Origin of the sequence: Geobacillus sp. CAMR5420 (assembly GCF_000691465.1) — a bacterium.
GTDB classification, from domain to species: domain Bacteria; phylum Bacillota; class Bacilli; order Bacillales; family Anoxybacillaceae; genus Geobacillus; species Geobacillus thermoleovorans.
On sequence record NZ_JHUS01000057.1, the window covers coordinates 42,216 to 66,246 of the forward strand.

The window sequence follows — 24,031 nt, forward strand, 5'->3', positions numbered from 1 at the left end:
GTCGCCGACAAATTCTGTCAATAGACTTTACCCTCGATGGCCGTAAGGTTCGAACGCATAAAATGATTGTCGTCGATCCCCCGGGGTTTTGGCATGATTGGAGGTCGACGACAACGCGAAGGCGGGTTTACTTCTTCAGCTGTTCAATCTTTTCCGCCGGCAGCCCGGTCAGCTCGTGGATCGTGTCGACATCGTACCCTTTCGCCAACATTTTCTTCGCGATGTCGATTTTCCCTTCCTCGATCCCTTTTTGGCGTCCCTGTTCAATCCCTTGCTTCATCCCTTGCTTTATTCCTTGTTTCAACCCTTGTTCGATTCCTTGTTTGACTCCTTGTTGAATGCCTTTCTCGATTCCCCGCTGTTCGTATGAGATGATGAGCTCCATCACTTGTTTCGCTTCCTTCGTCTCCATTTGGCTCACCTCGTTTCGCAGTTGGATTTCCTCCGCTTCGGACAACCGCAAATACGTTTCAAAAAACCCAAACAACAGCCGCTGCTTCGCCTCATCGAGCTCGAGGCGGACTAGGATGCGCAAAAACTCCTTTTTCACTTCCACCTTCTCGCTTTCATTATACCCCATTTTGCTTAACAAGGCGGCGGCAACCGGATTGTCACGGCGGATGTACTCGCGCCACGGCAGTTTGCGCAGTTCCACCGTCAGAAAGCGGAAGTCAAGAACCGTCAAAAATGGAAATTGAATCATCAATGAGGAAGGTTCGTCGTGGCGTTCGTCGTAGCTGAAGATGGCAATCGGGAGGATGCGGCGGCGGTGTTTTTGAAACAAGCGGCTGAAGTAGAGGAACATTCGCTCGGGGAACGTCCGCTGCTTATAGCTTTGATGTTCGACGTGAACGATGACGAGCCCGTCTTCCCCTTTTACCTTTGTTTCGACCAACAAGTCGACGCGGTGCTTCTCCCCGGCTGTCACGTCGGTGAACAGCTCTTCGGAGAGGAAAGAGAGATGGTGAACGTCGATGTGCTCGTACACGTCAGGAAAGAAAAGAAGCAAAAAGTCTTCGAAAAACGTCGACAGCAGCTCCTTGAACAACCGGTCGTGATCGATTCGCTTTTTCGCCACGTTTTCCCTCCTTGCGGCATCGAATTCATCGTATGATATTCGCTCTCCGCGGCCAAACTCCTTCTCCTCCCCCCTACTTTTTTATGGTATGATCAAACGTCGCACAGGAAGTCCTCAAGCAAAGGCTATTTTTATGCTTGTCTGAATCGGCCTGACGCCACAAGTTAACTATAGACGGAAAAAACTTGAGCCAAGAGCGCAAACCGTTCTTCCGTTTGCGCTCCTGTCCGATGAACCCGTTCAGCTCTCATTCAGCCGCTTCGTGGTGTGCAGCCTCGTTCAATTCGTCGAATACAGGCTGACGAGCTCATACGTCACCGTCGTCCGGCTGTCTTTCCACTCAAGCTTTCTCACGACCGCAACGCCGCTCGCTTCGCTTTGCACCGTCCGGCGCACTTCAAGCGGCACGTCAAGCGGATACAAGCGGTAGCCTTCTTTTTTCAACACAAACACATTTCCTTGAACGCGCTGTTCCTTTCCTTTTGTCACAATGACCGTCTGCAGCTCCATCGGCATGCCCATATGATTCCAACCTCCTTGGCACCCCATCGATTCGTTGGCGGCCGCGCCGCCACCCGAGCGGCGCACGCAGCCGCCCCTCTAGTTGTATCGTATCACATCGTCGGCTGTTGTTTCATCCATTCCGTGAGCCTTTGCACCGTCTCGCGATTGGCTTGCGGCGGAAAATAGTGGGTGAACTCAGGGAAGTACCAAGCCGTGACCGGTTTGCCGAGCTGCTTCAGCCGCCGCTCAAGCCGATAGGCGTGCTCAATCGATACGTTCTCATCGCGCCCGCCGTGGATGATGAGCACCGGGGCTTGGAGCCGCTCGAGATAATAAAGCGGGGTTCGATGCCGGTAGCGCTCCGGGCATTTGTTCGGCGTCCCGCCGATGACGCGCTTCATCATTCGCCGCAAGTCAGGCCGCTCCCAATACGTAAGCTCCAGATCCGCCACCCCTCCCCAGACCGCCACCGAACAGACCCCCTCGGCCATTAGGGCGGCATGGAGCGCCATCGCCCCGCCGCGGGAGAAGCCGAACATGTGAACGCGCCCGGGATGGACGAGCGGATGGCGGCGAAGGAGATAAAACCCAGCGAGCGCGTCATAACGGTCGTCGCCGGCGAAATCTTCGTTTCCTTCTCCACCCCCATTGCCGCGGTAAAGCGGAGCGAAGACGACAAACCCTTGCGAAGCGAATTGGACAAGGCGCGGCACTCGCACCTGCCCCACATTTTTAATCCCGCCGCGCAAATACAAGAAGCCGTCATACACCTTATTTTGTTTCGGCGCCGCTAAAAATCCTTTCACCTTCAGCCCTTGGGACATATAGGTGACAAAGAACACATCGATTCCCGGATGCGGCGACGGAAACCGGTATTGGTCGATGATGTCCCCGTCCATACGCCTGCCTCCTTCCTATGCGAAAACAGATGATGCGAACCACCCGTCATCATCCCCCAACGCCTTCTTTCATTAGGACAAGTGGGGATGTCCGACTGCCTCGCCGCTCTTGCATGCCTCCCCTTGGCCGAGCGTCATCTTGAAAAAGCCCTGGAGCGCGAGGAGCGTCCCGACCGCCGCCCGTTCTCGGCTGACCGCCCATTTTTTCTAGGCATTCACACATTTTTGCTGCGTGCATACGATAAGGTGAAACCACGGTTTACCGCATGCGAACCAAGGGGGTTAACGAACATGAAAAAATGGGCCGTATGGTTATGCTCGCTTCTCTTGCTTTTGCCGCTTTCCGCCTGCACGAATGACGGGGGCCAAAGCGAAAAGCCGCTCAAAAAAGTGCGGCTCGCCGAAGTGACGCACTCGATTTTTTACGCGCCGCAGTACGTCGCCCTGGCAAAAGGCTTCTTTCAAGAAGAGGGGCTGGATGTCGAACTGACGACGACATGGGGCGGCGACAAAACGATGACGACGCTGCTTTCCGGCGGCGCGGACATCGCCCTTGTCGGCTCGGAAACATCCATTTATGTCTATGCGCAAGGGACGGACGATCCGGTCATCAATTTCGCGCAGCTCACGCAAACCGACGGGACGTTTCTTGTTTCCCGCGAGAAAATCGACCACTTTACATGGGAGATGCTGAAAGGAAGCACGTTCCTCGGCCAACGGAAAGGCGGCATGCCGCAAATGGTCGGCGAGTTTGTGCTGAAAAAACACGGCATTGACCCGCATCAAGATTTGAAGCTGATCCAAAACGTTGATTTCGCCAATATCGCCAACGCCTTTGCGAGCGGGACGGGCGATTTCGTCCAGCTGTTTGAACCGACGGCGAGCATTTTTGAACAAGAAGGAAAAGGCTATATCGTCGCTTCATTCGGCACCGAATCCGGGCGCGTGCCGTACACGTCGTATATGGCGAAACGAAGCTACATCAAAGCGAACAAAGACGTCATTGAAAAATTTACGCGCGCGATCTACAAAGCGCAGCAATGGGTCGAATCGCACAGCGCCGCCGAGATCGCGAAAGCTATTCAGCCGTATTTCAAAGACACCGATTTGGCTTTGATCGAAAAAGTCGTCGACCGGTACAAAAGCCAAGGGACCTACGCGACCGATCCGATTTTGGATGAAGAAGAATGGAACCACTTGCAAGACATTATGGCCGAAGCCGGCGAGCTGCCGAAGCGCATCGACCTGAATACGCTTGTCGATTCGTCGTTTGCCAAAAAAGCGATGAACGATTGACGAAAGCGGGTGAACGTCATGTTTCTTTCGATCGACCGCCTTTCGCATACGTATTTGACGAAAACGACCGCTGTCACTGCGCTCGATGACGTGTCGCTGTCCGTCGAGAAAGGAGAATTTGTCTCCTTTCTCGGCCCAAGCGGCTGCGGCAAAACGACGCTTTTGTCGATCATCGCTGGGCTGATTGAGCCGACGGAAGGGGCGGTCCACATCGAAGGCCAACCGATTTGGCCGAGCGGAACGGCCGCGCCGACGGCGCGGCGCGCGGTCGGCTACATGCTTCAGCAAGACTACCTATTCCCATGGAAAACGATCGAAGAAAACATCCTTCTCGGCTTAAAAATGACTAGAACGCTAACTGCTCAAACCAAAGAACGGGCGCTCGCTCTGCTGGCGGAGATCGGCCTAGCCGGCGTCGAGTCGTATTACCCGAGCCAGCTGTCCGGCGGCATGCGCCAGCGTGCGGCGCTCGTGCGCACGTTGGCGACCGACCCGAAGCTGCTTTTGCTTGATGAACCGTTTTCCGCCCTCGATCAACAAACAAAGCTGAAACTGGAAGAACTCGTTTGGAAGACGTTAAAACAATACGAAAAAACAGCGGTGCTCGTCACCCATGACATCGAAGAAGCCATCGCCATGAGCGACCGCATTTTCTTGTTTTCACCGCGCCCTGGGCGCCTTGTGCGGACGTTTGTCATCCCGGATGAACTGCGCGGCCGCCCGCCGCTTGCCGCCCGCCAGCAGCCATCGTTTCCGGCGCTCTTTCAATCCATTTGGAAGGAGATGGAGGCCCTTGAATCCGCCCAATGAACGCATTGAAGCGCTGCACACAGAATACCTCACCGTCTTGCGCAAAGAACAGCGGATCATCCGCCTTTGGCAGACGGTGCTGCTTGTCGCCTTTTTCGCCGTCTGGGAAGCGGCAAGCCGCTTCCATTGGGTCGATCCCCTTCTATTTAGCTCTCCATCCGCCATCGCCAAGCTGTTTGTCGAAAAAATGAGCGACCACTCTCTGTTCGCCCATACATGGGCGACGCTGTTTGAGACCCTGCTTGGATTTTTCATCGGCACAGCCGGCGGGGCGCTGATTGGCGCGCTTCTTTGGTGGTTTCCGCGCCTGGCGAAAACGCTCGATCCGTATTTGGTCGTGTTCAACGCCATGCCAAAAGTCGCCCTCGGGCCGATTTTGATCGTCGCTCTTGGACCGGGATTTACGTCCATCATCGCCATGGGCGTCGTCATCTCCATCATCATCACGACGATCGTCGTCTATTCGGCGTTCCAAGAGGTCGATCCGAACTATTTGAAAGTATTGCGGACGTTCGGCGCCACCCGCTACCAATGCTTTCAAGAGGCGGTGCTGCCGGCGTCGTTCCCGGCGATCATTTCGACGTTGAAAGTAAACGTCGGCCTCGCTTGGGTCGGCGTCATCACCGGCGAGTTTCTCGTCTCGAAACAAGGGCTTGGGTATTTAATCATTTACGGCTTCCAAGTGTTCAACTTCACGCTTGTGTTGATGAGCCTGCTCATCGTCGCCTTGCTGTCGACCGTTATGTATCAGCTTGTCGCCTTGATCGAAAAAAAATGGGGAAACCGCCGCTAGCGGGACGCTCGCCGAATGTTGACGGGCGTCTCGTTTCATTCCTGTCGTCCCAATGAGCCGGCATCCGCCGCTTTTGGGAAGCCCATCTTCGGGAGCCGCCGATCGGCGCCCCTTTTCAATCGATCAGCCCGCGCTGTTTCAACTTGGCAAGCGCCAGTGAAAGCACGTCATCTTTCATGAAATAGCTGAAACGCTGATCGGCGCGGATGTCATCCGGCAGCGCCTCAAGCAGCACCGGGCCGTTCGTTTCCAAATACGACCCCCGCTCGACGAGCGCAGCGATGTCGGCAAAATACATGTTTTTCACGATATCGGGCTCCACTTCATATTGGCCGATGTATTCGAGCCGGCCGACGATTCCCCCCGTTTCTTCCATCACTTCGCGGGCCGCGGCTTCCGCCGCTGTTTCCCCTTCTTCCACCTTGCCGCCGGGAAACTCAAGGCCGCGGCGCGGATGATCCGTCAACAGCCATCGCCCGCCATAGCGGCAAATGACCCATACATGCCCGGGGGAGGGGGAAAACGGATGATTCGAAAAGGCCAGCCGAACGCGATGTCCGTAGTAATCGCGAAATTCATGCATCAGACTCTCCCCTTTCCTCTCCCCATTATACAGAAAAACGCCGCTCGACTCGCGGCGTTTACTCTTCTTTTTCGTCAGGAAGGATGCCGAGCGAGCGGATATGCTCCTTCGCCTCCTCGTTGCCGAGGCGGTAAATCATTTCATAAATTTTCGTCAACGTCCGGTCGTAAGCATCGTTTTCCCGATCATAATGGTATTGGATGTACGGCACATGGGTGCGCCAAAACGCCTGCCAGTCGGTCGAATAATTTTGATCAAAATATTCGCGCAGCTGGGTGATTTCCTCATCCGTTGCTTCAATTTGGAAGTCCCACGGCGAAGCGGTTTTCAACTGCGAGATTTCTCCGGTTGCCATCGAGACGTAATACGTCTTTTTTCGTTCGTCTGCCACCTTCGTCCACTCCTTCTTTTGCTCTTTTTGCTTAGTGTGGGGCAATCGGGGAAAACTATGCTCATTTTATTTCATCTTTCAACAGCTCGATCGCCTTGCGCAGCACGGACGGGATCGGAACGCCCGCCCGGCCGGCGTTTTCCACAATCGAGATAAACTCATTGGCGATATAGAAAAAAATGATCGCATCGCGGATGACATGCATGTTCCATCCAATGGCCAAATCGACGAGATGCGATGCCGCCACCAGAATGAAAATCAACAGTTTGCGGATGATGCCGCGAAAGCCGACTTGACTTGATAGCTTGCCTTCAACCGCGCTGGCGGCGATGCCGGTGAGGTAGTCGACAATGACCAAAGCAAGCAAAATCACGACAAATGAGTCCACGCTGCCGACAAACAGCGACAAAAACGAACCGAACAGCGACACGGCAACCATCGGGATCGGCTTGTTCACGCTCCCCCCTCCTTGAACATAGGATACGCATAACTATCGTATGCCCGGAGGGGAGAACGCGGCGCGGCGCATTCCCTAAAAAATCGCCCTTTTTCGACAAAGAAAGGACGAAGCAAAAGGCCGTCCCCCGGCCTGAGGACAGCCTCCTTATTCTTATCGTCCTAAGAACGATTTCAACATCCAGACGTGTTTTTCCAAGCTGCGATGAATGCCAAGCAGCATATCCCCCGTCGTTTCATCGTTCACTTCATCCGCCAGCTGCATGCCTTCTTTCAATTCGCCGATCATCGTTTCAAAGTCGCCGACAATCGAAGCGACCATTTGCTCCGCCGTTTCCGTCCCGGCTGCTTCTTTGACGGACGCCTGCTTGAGGCAGTCTTTCATCGTCGCCACAGGCTTGCCACCCAAGGCCAACAGCCGCTCGGCCAGTGCGTCAATGTGGGTCGCGGCTTCGTTGTACAGCTCTTCGAATTTTTCATGCAGCGTGAAAAACTGCGGCCCGGTGACATACCAATGATAGTTGTGCAATTTCACGTACAACACAGTCCAGTTGGCGATTTGCTTGTTGACAAGATCGATCAGTCGAGTTGTCATCCTCTCACTCCTCCTCATGGTTCTTGTACCCAGCTGGCTTGTTGGTCAACTACCCCCACTTAGCTAACGCTTGAAGTGGGGGCTTGCAACTCCCCAGAAGTGCGAGCGGACTTCGTCCTCCTTCCTTGACTTGGGGTTGCATCAGGGGGCAGGTTGACAACTACCCAACGACGCAGGTCATGCCTGCATCGTTACCGATTCTCTCGGTGTGTCTGTTGGCAGTACTTGGCTTCCACACACAACAGACAGACCTACGCTCGATGTTTGACGGTTGCAACGTTTCCTGCAACCAACTCCATCCATCGAGCAGCCGTTATTGGAGTGCCTTTATTGAACGGTTTTCTCCACGTCTTTATTCTATCATACACAAAAGAAAGGGGGAACGCGCATTCCTCTCCCACTTACTCCCTTTGGTCGTTGAGTGGGAGTCTCCTGCGCGAAATAGAGATGAAACATGGAAAACGTGTCGATGGATAGCTTGCCCGATTTCACCGGAAATATGAACGCCAGCTCTGCCAGATATGGTATAATAAAAAGAAAAAAGGCGGGCGTCATGATGTACTGGACCTTGATCGTTTGCCTCATCATCGCCGCTGTCGTTCTTGCGCTGGCGGTCGTCACGACGTCCAAAGCGTATGCCTACAAGCATACGGTCGATCCGCTCCCGAATGAACGCGGCGGCGAACAACAAGCCGGCCCGAAGCAGCCGCAGTAGCGGCGCGGGGCTGGCTTGTTCATCAACCAAACACCTTTTTCAACTCTTCTTTCTCTTGCGAAAGCCAAAAGCGCATCAGCTGTTTGGCCGCCTCTAGATCATGCAGCTTCGCTTGGCCGCATTGCCGCTCGGTCGCGGCTGGCACTTCCGTCGCGGCGAGCGCGTCCTTCATGGCTTCTTCCAACAAATCAATGATCTCGTCCACGGTCGGCGAGCCGCTCACGACAAGATAAAACCCGGTTTGGCAACCCATAGGCGAGATGTCGATAATATCGAAATGATCATATTTGGCCGCATGTCGGCGCAGCGTATACGCCAACAGATGTTCGAGCGTATGAATCGCGGCCGGGTCCATCGCTTCTTTGTTCGGCTGGCAAAAGCGAATGTCAAACTTATTGACGACGCCGTCACTGCCGACTTTGTGAACGCCGCAATGCCGAACGTACGGCGCTTTGACCGCGCAATGGTCCAATTCAAAGCTTTCCACCGGTGAAGGCATGTCAATCACTCCTAGCTATTTTGATCCTCTTTCTTTATCATAACCAAAACGAGGGGCGTCCCGCATCTTTTTTGCCTCTCGCTTGGCGTCTATGCCCAAAAAGCAAGGTCTGGGCGAGCGCCCCCATTCCGAGCGAACGACAGTCGTTTTGCTTGAACAAAAGAAAGGTTTGTTCTATTGTAATCATGATGATCACAGAAAGGAGAACTGGGCATGGGCCAATGGCTGATTTGGTGCATCCGCTTTTATCAACGCTTCCTTTCTCCGCTCAAGCCGCCGACATGCCGCTTTTATCCGACCTGCTCGAACTATGGCATCGAAGCGATCCGGCGCTTTGGCGCCATAAAAGGGGGATGGCTGACGGCGAAGCGCATTTTGAAATGCCATCCGTTCCATCCGGGCGGTTTTGATCCCGTTCCTGAATCATCAGAACACGCGAAAAGAAACAAAATCACTTAATGGCCTTGCCATTTGCTTTATTTTTTTGTATGATCGATCTTGTAAATCGTAATGATTACGATATAATAAATGCGGACATCTTGATTCCAGAAAGGAGTTCAACATGAGAGCAACGTCCATCATTTTGTCTTTCCTTTTGGCGACGAGCGCCTTGCTATACGGCTGTCAATCGAAGCCAGAAACAAAAGAGGGCCAAACATCGAACGATCAGCTAACGATTTATACAACCGTCTATCCGCTTGAAGACTTTACGAAAAAAATCGGCGGCGACGCCGTGAACGTCAAAAGCGTTTACCCGCCGGGAGTGGAAGCCCATACGTTCGAACCGACAACCAAAACCGTGCAGCAGATTGCCGATGCGGACGCCTTCATTTACATTGGCCACGGGATGGAACCGTTCGCCGAAAAACTGCAGGAAACGCTGCAGCATGAGCATGTCCGATTTCTCGTTGCTACAAACGGCATCGAATTGCTTGACTCGAACCATGAACAGGAGCATGCGCATGGCGAAGGGCACAAAGACGAACACGGAGAGGGACATGAGGAAGAACATGGCCATGAACACGGAGACAAAGATCCTCACGTATGGCTTGACCCCATCCGCTCCATTGCGATCGCCGAGAACATCCGCGATTTGCTGATTGAACTGAAACCTGACAAAAAAGACCTGTTTATGCAAAACTTTGAAACGTTAAAGATGAAACTCGAGCGCCTTGACGGGCAATTCCGTTCAACAGTGGAGAAAGCTCCCAGAAAAGAGATGCTCGTTTCCCATCAAGCCTACGGATATTGGGAAGACCGCTACGGAATCAAACAGCTGAGCGTTTCCGGGCTTTCTCCGAGCAACGAACCATCGCAAAAAGAGCTGACTCAGCTCATCCAGACAGCCAAACAGCATCACATCCGCTATGTCATTTTCGAACAAAATGTTCATCCCAAAACGGCGGAAGTGATTCAGAACGAAATCGGCGCCAAGCCGCTCCGTCTGCATAACTTGGAATCGCTGACCGATGAAGATCGAAAAGCCCACAAAGATTACTTTGCTCTTATGGCCGAGAATCTCCGCGTGCTGCAAAAAGCCCTTTATTAAAATACAACCGCCTGTCTCTTTCGATTCGTGGGCTTTCTCATTTTGTTTCCCGGCTTCGTCTATTTCTGGCGTTTGTTTATGCACGATAAGCGCTATGTACGGCCAAAATAACAAGGAAAAAGGTGTCCCCAACGAGCGTGGGACACCTTCCTTTATGACGTGCGATCTTCTGCCCTGCAGAAAGAAAAGCACCCTTTTCCTCACCCATCACTCTCACTATTGCAGCGAGCGGACATAGGCCGCAATGGCCGCAATTTCTCCCGGCGTCAATGTTTGCACTTCTTTCGTCCGATGGCGCCGGATTGCTTCCTCGATCGTTTTCGCGCTGCCGTCATGCAAATACGGGGCTGTCGCCCATACGCCGCGCAGCGTCGGCGTATCCCACTGTTTGGGCGTCCGCGGGTTTGTGAACCGGGCGCGGGCGTCGCCTTTGGAGGCGCGGTCCTTCGGATTGGCCGTGCCGATATCGTGCAAGTAGGCGGTATTGGCAGTCGTCAATTTCCCGTCCGGCCCGACCGCCTTGACGCTGTCGGTGAAATACTCGCCCCCATGGCAGCTTAAGCAATTCCCTTTCCCGTTAAACAGGCGCTCCCCTTCCTTCGCTTCCGCCGTCAAGCTGCCGTCCGCCTTTCGATACGGGCTTTTCGGCACGGGGAACGAACGCGGGTCGTTCAAGTAGGCGAGAATGGCGTCAAACATATGCTGGACTTTCGGCGGCAGCGGCTTGGACGGGTCGATCGCCGTCATGCCGCCCATCTCGCCTTGCACCGTATGAATGTAGTCGGTAAAATCGTCGCGCGAACCATCCCACATAAACAGCCCGGTTTTCGTCGCCAAAATATTGCTCGGCACGTTGCGCGGCCCTTTCGCCGTCATGAGCGTCAAGCCGTTGATGTCGCCGTCGCTATGGCACGAAGCGCAGCTCATCCAATTGTTTCCTGTAATGTTGATGGCAAACTCGTCGCTGTTGGCGCTGTAAAAGATCGTTTTTCCTTCACGCACGAGCGGGGAGAGCGAATCTTTCGCAATGAGGCGGATCGTGCCGCTCTCCTGCTTCGCTTTCGCATATGGGCTTTTTCCTCCGGTTTTGATCACGGCCAAATCATGGCTCATGGCGTTGTGGACGTAAAGCGTCTTCCCATCCGGCGAAATCGCGATCCCGCGCGGATTGTTGCCGTGGATGCGTCGCAAAATTTGCGTCGCCTTGCCGCCGCGGCGCAAGTCAAAGACGACGAGGTCCTCGCTTCCAGACATGACCGCGTACGCTTTGCCGCCGTCCGGGGAAAACGCCACATCGTACGGATTGGAGACGATGATCGTCTCGTTATGAACATCAGTGACATTGATCGCGGCAAACAGCTCTTTCCGCTCGTCCGGCAACTCAACGTCGTTCGTCACATCAATGACCGAGATGGCCGGAAAGACCGTTTCCTCAAATTGGATCGGCGTATCGATGTTCGTCAATAAGTGCGGAATATACGCTTTTTTGCCGTCCGAGGCGATGACGATTTGCTCAAGCGTGTTCGGAACGCCTTGGCTCTTTTTTCGATCGGCTTTGTCCGGCGACGGGGCGAGGGCGATTTCCTTGACCGCCCGCCGTTTCTTTGTGTCAATCACGGTGACTTTGGCCGCCAAATATTGCGTCACGTACAGCTTCCTTCCGTCCGCTGTCAGCGCCAGCGCCCGCGGCCGATCGCCCGCTTGGATGTCTTTCGTCCGCTTCCCGCTCTCAGCGTCAAACACCGAGACCGTGCCCGAGCGGTAGTTGGCGACATATACTTCCGCCCCATCCGGACTGGTGACGATGCCGAACGGCTCGATCCCCGTTTTCCAACGGTCGACGACTTTCCGCTTGTCAAGCGACACGACGTCCACTTCATCATCGTACATGCAGGAAACATACAGCGTCCGTCCATCCGGGCTGAGCGCCAGCTGGCGCGGTTCGCGGCCGACGGGAATTTCCGCTTCCTTCGTTTTCGTTTTCGCGTTGATGATTGTCACTGTATCCACATCGATGTTGGCGGTGTAGACATGGCGCCCGTCGCTGCTTACGGCGATGTTGTCGCCGTGCGCCGGGGCATGTCTGACCACTTTCGGCTGCTCATGCCATGCCTTTTCGTCCTGACAGCCGGCCAACAGCGCGGCGATCGCCGCGGCGAACCACCATTTTCGCATTTCAATATTCCCCCGTTTTTTCACGAAAATGATAACCATCCTCAATTTTACAAAGAAAAGCGGCGAATCTCAATCGTATTCGCCGCTTTCTTTCTGTTATTTGTTGGCGGATCCAACGTTGACCTTGACCGTCCGCAACACCGGCGCCACGCCGTATGGGCCGCCGGCCGCCTGCACTTGCGGGACATGGTCGCGGTCAGTGTTGCCCAATTTTTTCCCTTTGATGTAGACATCTCCCGTATCCCAAAACTCACTTGCCTGCATCCCTTCCTGAAGCGTCGGGCCATCGACGATCCGGTCGTAAAAGTCGACGTAGCGGGAGATGATCGTTTCGCGGTCAAGGGATTTCGCCGTCTCATCCGCTTGGTCGTTGTTCAAGTTTTGCAAGGCCACGCGGAACACCCCCGACAACGCGCCGGCGAGCCACGGGGTGTACTTGTCCTCTTTTTCTCCCGTATGGTACACGTGCCATTTTTGATCCCAAAAATGTTTGTCCATTGCCTCATAAACACGGCGCGCCGCATCGCGGTATGCTTCGTCTTTCGTCGCCAAAAACGCCGCCGTCAGCCCGCGGATCGCGCCAAGCTGGGCAAGAAGCGTCGGCTCGTCTTGATCCGGCCCTTGGCCGATCGTATAGCCGTTGGCGACAAGCCCGTCTTTTCGCATCAAGTTGTGCATGATAAAATCCGCTTGCCGGCGGATGAGCTCAAGCGCCCGCTTTCCTTCCGGCGTGCCAAGCCCTTTGGCGCTCTCTCCGCTCGCATAGCCGACCGGCATCCCGTCAATCGCCCGTTCGAAGATGCGGAGCGCTTCCATTGTATAGCCGGCTTGGAACGTATCGACCCGATTTCCTTGCGTTCGCCCGTCATGTTCTGTCACAAACGCGCCCGCTTTTTCATTGAAATGCATGGCATCGATGTTGCGGAACACTTGCAGCAGCACGTCGCGGTTGACGGAATACGGGTCGTCGGCCACGCGGTCGTTGGCTGGATCGGCATCCACATTTTCTTTTGCCGCTTTCGGGAACGGTTTTCCGTCAAACACGGCCAAAAACGCGGGGTTTTGGTTTTTGTTTTCCGGCCGCTGGTCGGTCATGCCGAAAAACTCCGCCGCCGGCCATAGCATGAGCCATTGGTCCTCAAGCAAGCTGCGGGGATCTTTGACGACCAACTTCGCCGCATCCGGCGCCAGCTCGCTTCCCCCTTCAGCCACTTCCACCGCGTGCGGCAAATAGACGAATCCCCCGCTTGGGTTGTAGCGGCTGCCGGCTGCCTTCGTCAACGCCTGTTGCTTCGCATCATAAAATAAATGGTCACGGATAAAAGCCAGCTTGTTCCATATTTGTTCCGTCAAAATCATCCCTTGCATCCCGTCGGCGGAGCTGACGCCAAGAGCGATGTTCCCGCTTTGATCGTCGTTTGGCGTTTTCGCCTCCACCTCTTCATCGCTGTCTTTTTGATGAAAATTCCCCAAAAAGTCGCCGGCCCAAAGCGCTTGCTTCAAAAAGACGCCGCCGTAAGCCGATGGCGTGAGCACTTTGTCCATTTTTCCGCGATCCCAACGAAGCGATTGGAAATCGACTTGATAGACGGGAACGTATGTACCGTCATCATTTTCCGCGTACACGTCCGTGTCAACCTTTTGCGCATAATGCGGATCGCCGCCGGCGTACTCGATGAAGGTCGGGAACATGTTGCGGAAAATTTCCTCGCGCGGATAGCCGACGCTGTCCGCAAGCTCATAAAAACGGTCGGCGAGCGCCTGATCGGCTGGCTGATGCCGCTGTTCGGCCCGTTGCTTGGCGATCGGGCCGTTTATGAGATGGAGCCCGAGCCCTGACTTTTCCGTCACTTCGTACATCGCCTCTTCGGAATACTCGTATGACTCGATGCCGGCCGTATAGTCAAATTTCGTCGGCTCATCCGGCTTTCTCGCATCAAGGGTGTCCAAATCAAGCCCGAGCCCTTCCGCCAACGGCTCTCCGGACAGCTCAAATTCGGAGTAGGCAAACATATTGCCGGCCGTATCAAAATGATCGTCCGCCACCGGCACGTGCAGGCGCGGCGCTTCCGCTGAACGGCCGTTCTCTTTCTCCCCGACGGCGGAACAGCCGGACGCCAAAAGCAGCGAGGCCGCCGCCGACGTGGCCATGACTTTCCAAGGCATGCGTTTCATGACTTGCTCCCCCATTTTTTTAAAAATAACGATTTTCATTTTCAACCTATTTCATTATACGCCGGCGATCCCCTTCATTCAAGCCGGAATCCGTTCCATCACATTCCACCCGAGAAAGACGCTTTTCATGCCTCTTTCTCCTTCCCTCAAGCCGGAATCCACTCAATGCGGCGTCCGCCCGTCCATAAAAAGCAGCATTCCAGTTCGTTCGGACAACGTCCGATTGTTTTGCGGCATAAGGACGACGCCGTTTCTTTGCATCGCCGAATGGCTTCCTCTTCCTCACACCACAGCAACACGCGAACCCGGTCGCGGTAAACGATGTACAACTCCCGATCCGCTTCTTCGCCCAATCCGCCGTCCGCCAGCAGCAGCGGCTTGCATGCCGCCTCTTCCATCGAACCGAAAAACTGCAGCAAATGATCCGTCACCTTGGCCAACACAAGTCCGTAATGCAACGGCGTCGGAAACATCGACAAAGGAAGGAGCGAACGGTGCTGATCAATCAACCGAAGCAAGCAAAGCGGCGACCGCAGCGAAGGGGCGGTGTCGCAATACGCTTGAATGACGCGGCGAAGAAACCGGCGCAACGCATACGGCCAGACATCCAACGTCTCGTGATGGATAGGCACCATGGCTCGCCTCCTGTTTGTTCATGCATGTTTTCCCAGCTGCTCCAACACCGCGTTTATCGAGCTCCATGACCGTTTCGCAAAATAAATAGGCTTGTCTTTGCTTTTCGCCTTCTCTTTCACTTTCTTCGCCAAATTATGGTTCACGTAATCGATCATGACCAATATGGCGTCGACATGCTCCGGAATGTCGCGTTTCACCATATTCACTTTTCGTCCATTGAGATGAATGATTTCCCGGAATCCGGAACGCTCCAATTTATCGGTAATATGGCCTAAATGATCGGCTCCGACAACAAGCAGTGATGCCATCACGAAAGCCTCCTTTGCTCGCTTCTTTCTTTTTTATTTTAATTGAGAATGATTTTCTATGTCAATTATAACAAGAGATATTTTCATCGTTTTTTGGGGCGATGAGCCCCCGCTTCAACGATGGTAAAGAAGGAAACGCCATTTCTGCGCGAAGTCCTTCTTTTATATTTGGGGCGGCGTGGGAGAACAACCATGATGGAAGCCGCCGATTACCCCTGCTTCCGTTGATCATGGAAGCGGGAGTCTTCTCGGTTAGAGATGGATAAAATGCCTGCAAATGCGTCAAACTATAGACGCGGGCGATTTCATCACGACAAGGGGGATGACCATGGCGAAAGATGTTCTTTGCGAAGTGCGCAACTGCCATTATTGGGCGGAAGGGAACCGCTGCAGCGCGGAGTCCATTTATGTGGTCAGCCATGCCGGAAACATGGCGTCTGATTCCACGGAAACAGATTGCAAAACGTTTGTTCCGGCCCATAAAGCATGATGCGAGACCAACGAGGCGCTGCCCGGCCAACCGGGCGGCGCTTGCATCGTTCGAGGGGGATGACGATGGACAAACGCGCCAGCCTCATTCAAGCGCTGCAAACGGAAATGAAGCGGGCCGCTTTAGGAACATACCCAGCTTGCATCGACTCCTTCGCCCGTTTGTGGGATTATGAGTTCGGTTCGTTTGATCAGCTCCCACCTGAGATTGAACGGCTCATCGCCCATCGGGCCGCTGAACTCGGGTGGATGGATGACGTTTGAGGGCCGTCCATTTCGGAACAAACGCCAGGTGGAGCAAAAAACATCGTTGGATGGCCATCCCTATGTTTCCATCTGCGCGATGGAAATCGGCCGTGCAAGGGATGACGTTTGACTGCCTTCCTCCAACAGGGGACAAAGCGGATGGATGAAGCTGGATCGCAGCGGTCTAAAAGCAAGGGCTTCGATTCGGCGAACGCCATGCCTCCCGGTCGGAACGCCGCGGGAATGGCAGCGGCAAAAAGGCAGGAACCTCGACTTAGGCGAGGCCCTGCCTTTTCTGCTTCCGAACAGGCGTTTTTACTCCTATCAAAAGGTTTGTTCCGTTTTTGGAATGAGCCTTTTCAGTTCGCGTCGCAGCAGTTTTTGCGCGGCGTTGCGCGGCAGTTCGTCGACGAAGTAAATGCGGGCCGGCACTTTATATTTCGCCAGCCGCTCGCGGCAAAACGCGCGAAGGGCCGCTTCGTCTGGCGACGCTCCGCGTTTCAGGCGGACGAACGCATACGGCACTTGCCCCCACGTTTCATTCTCGACGCCCGTCACCCCGGCTTCTTCCACATCGGGATGCGACAGCAGCACCGCCTCCACCTCAGCGGGATAGACGTTTTCGCCGCCGGAAATGATCAAGTCAGAACGGCGGTCAAGGACGTACAAAAATCCGTCTTCATCAAGATAGCCGATATCGCCGGTAAAAAACCAGCCGCCGCGGATCGCTTGCGCCGTCGCTTCCGGGCGTTGCCAATATCCTTTTGTCACATTCGGCCCTTTGACGACAATTTCCCCCGCTTCATGCGGCGCAGCCGGCTTTCCGTCTTTTAGGATGCAAAGCTCCGCCGGAAAAAGCGGCTTGCCGGCCGAACCGAGCTTCGTCAAACTGTATTCCGGCGCGAGTGTTGCGATTTGCGACGCCGTTTCCGTCATCCCGTATGTCTGGTACACCGGGATGCCCTTTTCTTTGCATGCCTCAAGCAGCGGGCGCGGCGCCGGCCCGCCCCCCAGCAGCATGCAGCGGAACGTATCGGGGTAGCGCGCTTCCCCGAGCTCGGCCACCATCCGCTGAAGCATGGCAGCCACGACCGACATGATCGTCACGTCGCCGCGCATGATCCATTCGTTCGCTTCCTTTGGGTCGAATGACGTTTGCAGCCGCATCGGCATGCCATAAATGACGCTGCGCATGGCGATCGACAGGCCGCTGATATGAAACAGCGGCACGGCGGCCAGCCAGCAGTCGCGCTCATGCAAGCCTAAATTGAGCGCCGAACCGACCGCGCTCCACCAATGGTTGCCGTACGTTTGCAAGACGCCTTTCGGAGTGCCGGTCGTCCCGGACGTATACATGATCGTGGCGACTTCCTCCAAATCGCACGTTTCTTTTAAGGAGACGTCCACTTCCGGAAGCGCGGCAACCGCGCCCACAGTCAGAACGCGTCCGTCGCCGTCAAAGCTCCCGGCTAGCTCCTCATCGGCGATGGCAAGCCGCGCGCCGCTGTCATCAAGCTGCCAGCCAAGCTCATAGGACGTAAGGCGCACGTTTTGCAGCAGGACGCGGGCGCCGAGAAAAAACAACGCATGGATGATCTCGATCATCTCGATGCGATTTTTCATCAGCAAGGCGACAATATCTCCTTCCTTGACGCCTGCTTGAGCGAGGCGCCGCGCCCAGACGGCAGCCGCTTCATACAATTCGGCAAACGTTTTTGTCCGCCGCCCGTCGCTCACGGCGATTCGCTCCGGGGTTAAAAACGCCCGCTGCTTCAGCCAGTTTGGCATCGTTGTCATCTAGCGTCCTCCTTTCTTGCCCCCTCCTCCGCCGACGGCCAGCGAAAGGATTCCTCCCTTCGGAAAAGCGACAAAAAGCAGCTTGACGCGCCATCAAGCTGCTTCTTCGTTCTCATCACGGGAAGCGCGGGAATTGGCTGAAGTCCGGCTTCCGTTTTTCTTTGAACGCCCGCATTCCTTCCTTCGCCTCTTCGGTCGTGTAGAAGAGAAGCGTCGCGTCGCCGGCGAGCTGTTGGATGCCGGCCAAGCCGTCGGAGTCGGCGTTGAATGCCGCTTTTAAGAAGCGAATGGCCGTCGGGCTTTTTTCCAAAATTTCTTGCGCCCATTTGACCGTTTCTTCTTCAAGCTGCTCAAGCGGCACGACTTTGTTGACCAGCCCCATTTCGAGCGCTTCTTGCGCCGTGTACTGACGGCATAAATACCAAATTTCCCGCGCCTTTTTATGGCCGACGATGCGGGCCAAATAACCGGCGCCATAGCCGCCGTCAAAGCTGCCGACTTTTGGCCCCGTTTGGCCGAAAATGGCGTTGTCCGCGGCGATCGTCAAATCGCAGACGACATGAAGCACATGCCCGCCGCCGATGGCGTAGCCGGCGACCATCGCAATGACCGGCTTCGGAATGACGCGGATGAGCCGCTGCAAATCAAGCACATTGAGGCGCGGAATTTCATCCTCGCCGACATAGCCGCCATGGCCGCGCACTTTTTGGTCCCCGCCCGAGCAAAACGCCTTGCCGCCGGCGCCGGTCAAAATGATGACGCCGATATTCGAATCATCGCGCGCTTTTGTGAACGCATCGATCATCTCGTTCACCGTTTTCGGCCGAAACGCGTTATGTACTTCCGGACGGTTGATCGTAATTTTGGCGATGCCGTTGTACGTTTCGTAAATAATGTCCTCATAGTCGTACTGCTTCACCCATTCAAACGGCATTTACACTTCCCCCTTTGTTATGAATTCACTTACTATTTTAGCAAAAATGCCGGGCTGTTCCACGTGAATTGCATGTCCAGCATCCGGAACGCAGACAAGTTCGCTGTTGGGCAGCCGCTCGTGCATTTGGGCGGCGATGCGGCAAAACTTCTCATCGCGCTCCCCGCAAACAAGGAGCACGGGCATGTCAAGTTCCCCAAGCCGCTCCCAAAATGACGGCTGCACGCCGGTCCCCATCCCGCGCAAACTGTTGGCAAGCCCCGTTGCCGTATGGCGGAGCCGCTCGCGGCGAATCGCCGCCCGCACCGAATCCGGAAGCGCCTGCTGAGTGGCAAACAGCGGGATTTTTTCCCAATCATCGACAAAAGCACGGACGCCTTCCGTTTCGATCTTTCGCGCCAACGCCTCATCCGCTCCCCGCCGCATGCGCCGCTCCTCCTCTGTCTTCAAGCCGGGCGAACTGCTTTCCAGCACTAAGCGGCGAACGCGGTGCGGATGCCAAACGGCGAACGCCAACGCGAGCCGGCCGCCCATCGAGTATCCGAGCACGTTCACTTGTTCGACGCCCCATTCGTCAAGGAGCGCCGCCAAGTCAGCCGCCGCGTGTTCGATCCGATACCGTCGGGCGTCCTTTGGCGCCTCGGTCCGCCCATGGCCCAACAAGTCGACGGCCATCACACGGAAGTCCGGCCAAAACGGGGCGAGCGGCCGCCACGTGTCCGCGCTGCCCGTAAACCCGTGAAGCAACAGAAGCGGCTCTCCTTCTCCGTATTGTTCCGCATGGTAACAAACCCCATTCACCATCATGGTCATGCCAATCCTCTTCATTCGAGACATTTCGCGATTTCCCGGGCAACCTCGTTCCACAACAATCGATGCATTCGGACATTTTCCGCGCGCGACGTGCGCACTTCAATGACATGAAGCCCGCCTGACGACAGCGATTCCGATACATGGCGGCGGAACTCCGCCCAATTGTGCGGCACCGTATGGCGGCCGCCGTACATCTCGACGGCGTGGGCAAACGACAAATCCGTCGGCGTGCCAAACAGCGTTTCAAACGCCCCTTTATGGCGCGCCTGCGGCAAAAACGAGAAAATGCCGCCGCCGTTGTTGTTCAACAACACAATGGTAGCTGACAACGAATGCATCTTCGCCGCCAACAAGCCATTTAAATCGTGGTAAAACGACAAGTCGCCGATCACCAGCACAAGCGGGTTCGCGGCAACGCTTGCGCCCAAGGCGCTCGAGACGACTCCGTCAATGCCGTTGGCGCCGCGGTTGGCCAAAACGCGAAGCGGCTTGTCCGTCGCAAAGAGAAACGTATCCGCATCGCGAATCGGCATGCTGTTGCCGACAAACAGCGCCGCCCCGGCTGGAAGCAAATCGGCAAGCTCCGTGAACACGTTCCCTTCAAACCATTCTTCTTTCGGCAGATGGCGCTCAAGCGCCGCGCGGGCGATCGCGTTCATCTCGCGCCATATCGCCGACCACGCGCTTTTGTTTTCTTTCGGTTTCGCCCATTCAAGAAGCTGGCGGCAAAGAATCCATTCATCACTCTGAACGAAGCTGTCCGCGGACAACGTCGGATCGCGCCAGCCGCCGTCGTCGACAACAATTTGACGAATCGCGCGATGGCGCTTCAGCCATAAAAAGAGCGGCTTCGACACCGGCATGGCGCCGAACCGAAGCACCACATCTGGAACAAGCTTGGAAGCGGCGGTTTCTTCCCGCAATATGGCGTCATAGCTGTCGATGATATACGTTTTGTCATGCGTACCTGCACGCAGTTGGGAAAGCGGATCGGCCAAAATCGGAAAATCAAGCGCCCGCGCCAACTCTGTGACCGCCTCGGCAAACCCAGGGCGATCGAGCGGCCCGCAGACGATCACCCCGCGTTCCGCCGCCGACAGCTGCTCATACAGCGCCGATACGCTCTCTTGCGGCAGCGCTGGGCGGCCGTGCCACACTTGCGGCGCTCTCGAAACAGACCGCACCCGCTCCCAAACCGCCTCATCGATATGCGGGACAAGCGGCTCGCGAAACGGCGCGTTCACATGCACAGGCCCGCACGGTGCACCGGCGGCCGTTTGGACGGCTCTTGCCGCCATCGTCCGCGCGTATCGCAGCATATCATCCGCCTCTTCCGGCAGCGCCAAGTCCACAAACCACTTGGCGTAGCGTCCGTATAAGTGCAGCTGATCAATCGCCTGCGGCGCCCCGACATCGCGCAGTTCATGCGGCCGGTCGGCCGTCAGCACCACGAGCGGCACGCGCGAATAGTATGCCTCGACAACCGCGGGCCCATAGTTGGCCGCCGCCGTTCCGGACGTGCATACGAGCGCGACCGGACGCTGCTTCGCTTTCGCCAAGCCGAGGGCGAAAAACGCGGCCGACCGCTCATCGATATTCATATATAGTCGCAAGCCAGGGTGGGCCGCCATCGCGATCGCAAGCGGCGTCGAGCGCGAACCGGGGCTGATCACCGCCTCCGTCACCCCGGCCTCCGCCAATCCGTCCACCAATGCCGCTACATAAACAGACAAGGCATCAGCCATCGTTCATCACTCCCAACGCCGATAACATCGGGGCCATTTTGACGTTCGTCTCTTCATATTCACTGTCAGGATCGGAATCCGCCACAATGCCGCAACCGGCAAACAGCATGGCTTCCTTCCCGGCGAGCAAGGCGGAGCGAATGGCGACCGCCCATTCTCCATTGCCGTCGCCATCCACCCAGCCGATCGGCGCTGCATACCATCCGCGGTCAAGCGGCTCAAGGGCGCGGATCACCTCCAGCGCCCGATCGCGCGGCGTTCCGCCGAGCGCGGGTGTCGGATGCATCATTTCCACTAAGCGGAGCACCGAGCGCTCGCGGCAGCCACGGCCGACAACCGGAGTGCATAAATGCTGGATGTGCGGCAGCTTGAGCAGCTGCGGCGCGGGCGGCATCTCGACCGTCTCGCAGACGGAAGAAAACAAGCGGCCGATCATTTGCACAACAAACTGATGTTCTTCGTTGTTTTTTCGATCCGCCTGCAGCCAAGCGCCAAGCCGCTCGTCTTCCTCCATAGCGGCCCCGCGGCGCACCGATCCGGCGAGGCAAACCGACCGGCACGTTTTCCCTTCTTTTTGGACAAGCTGCTCAGGGGAAGCCCCGATAAAACAGCGGCCGTCCTGTTCAAACGCAAAAATGTAAGCAAACGGCTGCTGCTCGCGAAGCCGCTGGAGTACGGCCGCGGCATCCACCGTTTTGGCAAACGCCAGGCGCCGAGCGCGGGCGAGCACCACCTTGTCCAACGCCCCCGCCCGAATCGAGGCGATCGCTTCGCGAACAGCCGCCAACCATCGTTCTTTCTCTTCTTCTTCGTCTGACACAAGGCGCGGAAGCCGCTTTGGAGCGGCCATGGGGTCGCTGATCCGCTCAAGCAAGCGCCCGACCCGCTCCCAATCCCTTCCCTGTTGATGGGTCGGCATGGTGACGGTCAACGTCGTTTTGCCGTTTCTTACGGCAAGAAGCGCGGCCGGCGCCACGAGCTTCCCGGCCGGAAAGCCGCGCCACATGTCGGTGCCCGGCCGATACGGGTCAAACGAAAATCCGCCAAACAATAACGGCGGCGCATCGGCCGCGCCGTATGGCTCCATCTCCTTCTCCCATCGGCGCCGGCCCGCTTCCACGTCATCAAACCGGCTGTCGGCCTTCTCCGTTTCGATCGCATAAACGGAGCCGAGGCCGACCAATATCGTGCCTCCGGTTCGATCCGCCCAAAAAAACCGTTCGCGGAAGCCGCATGACGGCCCTTGCATAAAAAAAGAAACCGGATCAACGCCCTCCCACGGTTCCGCCCAGCTGACAAACGGCCGCGCTGCATTCACCGCCAATCTATGCAATTGTTGCTGCAGGTGATGTCGAAATCCAATCGCCACGTTCCTCACGCTTTCTGTCGTAAAATTCCCCCTCCATCCCCACTTCCCATTATATATAATAGGAAATCATTTATCTATCGGGAAGGGTTGACATGCTTTCAACGTTTGCCTACACTTATTTTGGACATAAACGAATGACATTTTCACAGAATCTAAGGGGAATGAATATGCAATCATTCACACATATGGACCATCGCCCGCCGGCGCGCCGCGACTGGCGCGTCTTTTGGCGGCTGACGCGCCCGCATACGTTGACGGCGGCGTTTGTGCCCGTATGCGTCGGCACGGTGCTGGCGATGGGCGAAACGTCTGTCAATTGGCTGCTGTTTGCCGCGATGATGATCGCCTCTTTGTTGATTCAAGCCGCGACGAACATGTTCAACGAATACTACGATTATCAACGCGGCCTCGATTCCGCGGAATCGGTCGGCATCGGCGGCGCCATCGTCCGCGACGGCCTCAAGCCGAAAACGGTGCTGGCGTTGGCGGTTGGCTGTCTTGGGTTGGCTATGCTCATCGGCGTCTACATTTGCGCCGAAAGCAGCTGGTGGCTCGCCGTTGTCGGAACGATTTGCATGGCGGCCGGTTATTTTTACACCGGAGGGCCGGTTCCGATCGCCTATACGCCGTTTGGCGAACTGGCGGCTGGGTTTTTTATGGGCTTTGTCATTATTTTGATTTCATTTTTCATCCAAACAGGCTATATCAGCGGCGGTGCCGTGCTCACCGCCATTCCGATCGCGATTTTGGTCGGCGCCATTTTGCTGGCGAACAATATTCGCGACTTGGACGGCGATCGTGAAAAAGGGCGAAAGACGCTCGCGATTTTGATCGGCCGCAACTGGGCCATCCGCCTGCTCGCTGCCATGTTCGCCGTTGCCTTTCTTTGGACGGCCGCCCTCGTTCTGTTTCACATCGTTCCGCCTTGGGCGCTGCTTGCGCTGTTGAGCATCCCGAAAGCGGTTGCGGCGACGCGCGGATTTATCGGCAAAATCAAGCCGATCGAGATGATGCCGGCGATGAAGGCGACGGCGCAAACGAATACGCAGTTCGGCTTTTTGCTCGCCGCTGGCTTGCTCATTGCCCATTGGCTGTAACACGGTCAACATGACCGTGTTTTTTTTTGATTTTCGCCCATACTACATCATATAGACGCTACTGCGAAGGAAGGGATTG

The 24,031-nt window shown here is 55.8% G+C and carries 26 protein-coding genes; 9 read left to right on the forward strand and 17 right to left on the reverse strand.

The features are described 5' to 3' along the window. Positions 1-127: 127 nt before the first annotated feature. The 3 genes from DI44_RS02855 to DI44_RS02845 form a co-directional block, all read right to left on the reverse strand. Entirely contained in the window at positions 128-1,078 is a 951-nt protein-coding gene (locus tag DI44_RS02855) for an Rpn family recombination-promoting nuclease/putative transposase (RefSeq protein ID WP_033026033.1), read from the reverse strand. Positions 1,079-1,357: 279 nt separating this feature from the next. Then, positions 1,358-1,600, reverse strand: coding sequence for a DUF2584 domain-containing protein (locus DI44_RS02850; protein WP_033026035.1), 243 nt, complete (start codon positions 1,598-1,600; stop codon positions 1,358-1,360). 92 nt (positions 1,601-1,692) lie between these two features. Then, on the reverse strand, positions 1,693-2,481 hold the full coding sequence (locus DI44_RS02845) for a prolyl oligopeptidase family serine peptidase (RefSeq protein ID WP_033026036.1): 789 nt from the start codon (positions 2,479-2,481) through the stop codon (positions 1,693-1,695). Positions 2,482-2,772: 291 nt separating this feature from the next. Here DI44_RS02845 and DI44_RS02840 point away from each other — a divergent pair, with 291 nt between their 5' ends. Genes DI44_RS02840 through DI44_RS02830 form a run of 3 tightly spaced genes read left to right on the forward strand, consistent with a single transcriptional unit; the run spans position 2,773 to position 5,380 of the window. After that, the gene (locus tag DI44_RS02840) at positions 2,773-3,777 is read left to right on the forward strand and encodes an ABC transporter substrate-binding protein (protein WP_033026038.1); all 1,005 of its coding nucleotides are present in this window, start codon (positions 2,773-2,775) and stop codon (positions 3,775-3,777) included. A gap of 18 nt (positions 3,778-3,795) precedes the next feature. Next, entirely contained in the window at positions 3,796-4,587 is a 792-nt protein-coding gene (locus tag DI44_RS02835; RefSeq protein ID WP_033026039.1) for an ABC transporter ATP-binding protein, read from the forward strand. After that, entirely contained in the window at positions 4,571-5,380 is an 810-nt protein-coding gene (locus tag DI44_RS02830; RefSeq protein ID WP_033026041.1) for an ABC transporter permease, read from the forward strand. The genes DI44_RS02835 and DI44_RS02830 overlap by 17 nt, the downstream gene beginning before the upstream one ends. A gap of 115 nt (positions 5,381-5,495) precedes the next feature. On the opposite strand, the gene ytkD is transcribed toward DI44_RS02830, so the two are convergent. From ytkD to DI44_RS02810, 4 genes are all read right to left on the reverse strand, one after another. Further along, positions 5,496-5,963: an RNA deprotection pyrophosphohydrolase gene (gene ytkD, locus DI44_RS02825; protein ID WP_033026044.1), complete on the reverse strand. Its 468-nt coding sequence runs from the start codon at positions 5,961-5,963 to the stop codon at positions 5,496-5,498. 58 nt (positions 5,964-6,021) lie between these two features. After that, the gene (locus tag DI44_RS02820) at positions 6,022-6,354 is read right to left on the reverse strand and encodes a hypothetical protein (RefSeq protein WP_011232331.1); all 333 of its coding nucleotides are present in this window, start codon (positions 6,352-6,354) and stop codon (positions 6,022-6,024) included. 61 nt (positions 6,355-6,415) lie between these two features. Beyond that, positions 6,416-6,811 carry a phage holin family protein gene (locus DI44_RS02815; RefSeq protein WP_011232332.1) on the reverse strand — a complete coding sequence of 132 codons (396 nt, stop codon included), beginning with the start codon at positions 6,809-6,811 and terminating at the stop codon, positions 6,416-6,418. 153 nt (positions 6,812-6,964) lie between these two features. After that, the gene (locus DI44_RS02810) at positions 6,965-7,405 is read right to left on the reverse strand and encodes a Dps family protein (protein ID WP_011232333.1); all 441 of its coding nucleotides are present in this window, start codon (positions 7,403-7,405) and stop codon (positions 6,965-6,967) included. Positions 7,406-7,958: 553 nt separating this feature from the next. On the opposite strand from DI44_RS02810, the gene ytzI reads away from it, so the two are divergent. Then, positions 7,959-8,120, forward strand: a complete 162-nt coding sequence (gene ytzI, locus DI44_RS18320) for a YtzI protein (RefSeq protein ID WP_080706505.1) — start codon at positions 7,959-7,961, stop codon at positions 8,118-8,120. A 22-nt stretch (positions 8,121-8,142) separates the two neighbouring features. On the opposite strand, the gene DI44_RS02805 is transcribed toward ytzI, so the two are convergent. Beyond that, on the reverse strand, positions 8,143-8,619 hold the full coding sequence (locus tag DI44_RS02805) for an S-ribosylhomocysteine lyase (protein WP_011232335.1): 477 nt from the start codon (positions 8,617-8,619) through the stop codon (positions 8,143-8,145). 213 nt (positions 8,620-8,832) lie between these two features. On the opposite strand from DI44_RS02805, the gene yidD reads away from it, so the two are divergent. Together yidD and DI44_RS02795 are read left to right on the forward strand one after the other, a co-directional pair. Continuing rightward, positions 8,833-9,078 (forward strand): membrane protein insertion efficiency factor YidD, encoded by a 246-nt coding sequence (yidD, locus tag DI44_RS02800; protein WP_011232336.1) that lies wholly within the window; start codon positions 8,833-8,835, stop codon positions 9,076-9,078. A gap of 103 nt (positions 9,079-9,181) precedes the next feature. Continuing rightward, positions 9,182-10,168, forward strand: a complete 987-nt coding sequence (locus DI44_RS02795) for a metal ABC transporter substrate-binding protein (protein WP_033026045.1) — start codon at positions 9,182-9,184, stop codon at positions 10,166-10,168. A 216-nt stretch (positions 10,169-10,384) separates the two neighbouring features. Here DI44_RS02795 and DI44_RS02790 read toward each other — a convergent pair whose 3' ends face one another. From DI44_RS02790 to DI44_RS02775, 4 genes are all read right to left on the reverse strand, one after another. Next, positions 10,385-12,343 (reverse strand): beta-propeller fold lactonase family protein, encoded by a 1,959-nt coding sequence (locus DI44_RS02790; protein ID WP_033026073.1) that lies wholly within the window; start codon positions 12,341-12,343, stop codon positions 10,385-10,387. 96 nt (positions 12,344-12,439) lie between these two features. Next, positions 12,440-14,518 (reverse strand): hypothetical protein, encoded by a 2,079-nt coding sequence (locus DI44_RS02785; RefSeq protein WP_033026075.1) that lies wholly within the window; start codon positions 14,516-14,518, stop codon positions 12,440-12,442. Positions 14,519-14,664: 146 nt separating this feature from the next. Beyond that, on the reverse strand, positions 14,665-15,153 hold the full coding sequence (locus DI44_RS02780; protein ID WP_013524470.1) for a hypothetical protein: 489 nt from the start codon (positions 15,151-15,153) through the stop codon (positions 14,665-14,667). An 18-nt stretch (positions 15,154-15,171) separates the two neighbouring features. Continuing rightward, the gene (locus tag DI44_RS02775; protein ID WP_013144398.1) at positions 15,172-15,462 is read right to left on the reverse strand and encodes a DUF2325 domain-containing protein; all 291 of its coding nucleotides are present in this window, start codon (positions 15,460-15,462) and stop codon (positions 15,172-15,174) included. Positions 15,463-15,790: 328 nt separating this feature from the next. On the opposite strand from DI44_RS02775, the gene DI44_RS18325 reads away from it, so the two are divergent. Further along, a complete protein-coding gene (locus tag DI44_RS18325) occupies positions 15,791-15,952 on the forward strand; it encodes a DUF1540 domain-containing protein (RefSeq protein WP_081823194.1) in 162 nt (53 codons plus the stop codon). A gap of 65 nt (positions 15,953-16,017) precedes the next feature. Further along, on the forward strand, positions 16,018-16,215 hold the full coding sequence (locus DI44_RS02770) for a hypothetical protein (RefSeq protein ID WP_011232343.1): 198 nt from the start codon (positions 16,018-16,020) through the stop codon (positions 16,213-16,215). A 306-nt stretch (positions 16,216-16,521) separates the two neighbouring features. On the opposite strand, the gene DI44_RS02765 is transcribed toward DI44_RS02770, so the two are convergent. The 5 genes from DI44_RS02765 to DI44_RS02750 form a co-directional block, all read right to left on the reverse strand. Continuing rightward, positions 16,522-17,994: an o-succinylbenzoate--CoA ligase gene (locus tag DI44_RS02765; protein ID WP_033026047.1), complete on the reverse strand. Its 1,473-nt coding sequence runs from the start codon at positions 17,992-17,994 to the stop codon at positions 16,522-16,524. Between the two features lie 115 nt (positions 17,995-18,109). Further along, the gene (gene menB / locus DI44_RS18840; RefSeq protein ID WP_011232345.1) at positions 18,110-18,928 is read right to left on the reverse strand and encodes a 1,4-dihydroxy-2-naphthoyl-CoA synthase; all 819 of its coding nucleotides are present in this window, start codon (positions 18,926-18,928) and stop codon (positions 18,110-18,112) included. Next, positions 18,929-19,741 carry a 2-succinyl-6-hydroxy-2,4-cyclohexadiene-1-carboxylate synthase gene (gene menH / locus DI44_RS18845; protein ID WP_033026049.1) on the reverse strand — a complete coding sequence of 271 codons (813 nt, stop codon included), beginning with the start codon at positions 19,739-19,741 and terminating at the stop codon, positions 18,929-18,931. A gap of 11 nt (positions 19,742-19,752) precedes the next feature. Next, positions 19,753-21,486: a 2-succinyl-5-enolpyruvyl-6-hydroxy-3-cyclohexene-1-carboxylic-acid synthase gene (menD, locus tag DI44_RS02755; protein WP_033026051.1), complete on the reverse strand. Its 1,734-nt coding sequence runs from the start codon at positions 21,484-21,486 to the stop codon at positions 19,753-19,755. Further along, on the reverse strand, positions 21,479-22,855 hold the full coding sequence (locus DI44_RS02750) for an isochorismate synthase (protein ID WP_033026053.1): 1,377 nt from the start codon (positions 22,853-22,855) through the stop codon (positions 21,479-21,481). The genes menD and DI44_RS02750 overlap by 8 nt, the downstream gene beginning before the upstream one ends. Before the next feature lie 167 nt (positions 22,856-23,022). On the opposite strand from DI44_RS02750, the gene DI44_RS02745 reads away from it, so the two are divergent. After that, entirely contained in the window at positions 23,023-23,952 is a 930-nt protein-coding gene (locus DI44_RS02745) for a 1,4-dihydroxy-2-naphthoate polyprenyltransferase (protein WP_033026055.1), read from the forward strand. Positions 23,953-24,031: the final 79 nt, after the last annotated feature.

Coding starts and splice junctions, on each gene's coding strand:
- DI44_RS02850 (WP_033026035.1), bottom strand. CDS start 1,600: ATGGGCATGCCGATGGAGCTGCAGACGGTCATTGTGACAAAAGGAAAG.
- DI44_RS02845 (WP_033026036.1), bottom strand. CDS start 2,481: ATGGACGGGGACATCATCGACCAATACCGGTTTCCGTCGCCGCATCCG.
- DI44_RS02840 (WP_033026038.1), top strand. CDS start 2,773: ATGAAAAAATGGGCCGTATGGTTATGCTCGCTTCTCTTGCTTTTGCCG.
- DI44_RS02835 (WP_033026039.1), top strand. CDS start 3,796: ATGTTTCTTTCGATCGACCGCCTTTCGCATACGTATTTGACGAAAACG.
- ytkD (WP_033026044.1), bottom strand. CDS start 5,963: ATGCATGAATTTCGCGATTACTACGGACATCGCGTTCGGCTGGCCTTT.
- DI44_RS02810 (WP_011232333.1), bottom strand. CDS start 7,405: ATGACAACTCGACTGATCGATCTTGTCAACAAGCAAATCGCCAACTGG.
- ytzI (WP_080706505.1), top strand. CDS start 7,959: ATGATGTACTGGACCTTGATCGTTTGCCTCATCATCGCCGCTGTCGTT.
- DI44_RS02805 (WP_011232335.1), bottom strand. CDS start 8,619: ATGCCTTCACCGGTGGAAAGCTTTGAATTGGACCATTGCGCGGTCAAA.
- yidD (WP_011232336.1), top strand. CDS start 8,833: ATGGGCCAATGGCTGATTTGGTGCATCCGCTTTTATCAACGCTTCCTT.
- DI44_RS02795 (WP_033026045.1), top strand. CDS start 9,182: ATGAGAGCAACGTCCATCATTTTGTCTTTCCTTTTGGCGACGAGCGCC.
- DI44_RS02790 (WP_033026073.1), bottom strand. CDS start 12,343: ATGCGAAAATGGTGGTTCGCCGCGGCGATCGCCGCGCTGTTGGCCGGC.
- DI44_RS02785 (WP_033026075.1), bottom strand. CDS start 14,518: ATGAAACGCATGCCTTGGAAAGTCATGGCCACGTCGGCGGCGGCCTCG.
- DI44_RS02780 (WP_013524470.1), bottom strand. CDS start 15,153: ATGGTGCCTATCCATCACGAGACGTTGGATGTCTGGCCGTATGCGTTG.
- DI44_RS02775 (WP_013144398.1), bottom strand. CDS start 15,462: ATGGCATCACTGCTTGTTGTCGGAGCCGATCATTTAGGCCATATTACC.
- DI44_RS18325 (WP_081823194.1), top strand. CDS start 15,791: ATGGCGAAAGATGTTCTTTGCGAAGTGCGCAACTGCCATTATTGGGCG.
- DI44_RS02770 (WP_011232343.1), top strand. CDS start 16,018: ATGGACAAACGCGCCAGCCTCATTCAAGCGCTGCAAACGGAAATGAAG.
- DI44_RS02765 (WP_033026047.1), bottom strand. CDS start 17,994: ATGACAACGATGCCAAACTGGCTGAAGCAGCGGGCGTTTTTAACCCCG.
- menB (WP_011232345.1), bottom strand. CDS start 18,928: ATGCCGTTTGAATGGGTGAAGCAGTACGACTATGAGGACATTATTTAC.
- menH (WP_033026049.1), bottom strand. CDS start 19,741: ATGACCATGATGGTGAATGGGGTTTGTTACCATGCGGAACAATACGGA.
- menD (WP_033026051.1), bottom strand. CDS start 21,486: ATGGCTGATGCCTTGTCTGTTTATGTAGCGGCATTGGTGGACGGATTG.
- DI44_RS02745 (WP_033026055.1), top strand. CDS start 23,023: ATGCAATCATTCACACATATGGACCATCGCCCGCCGGCGCGCCGCGAC.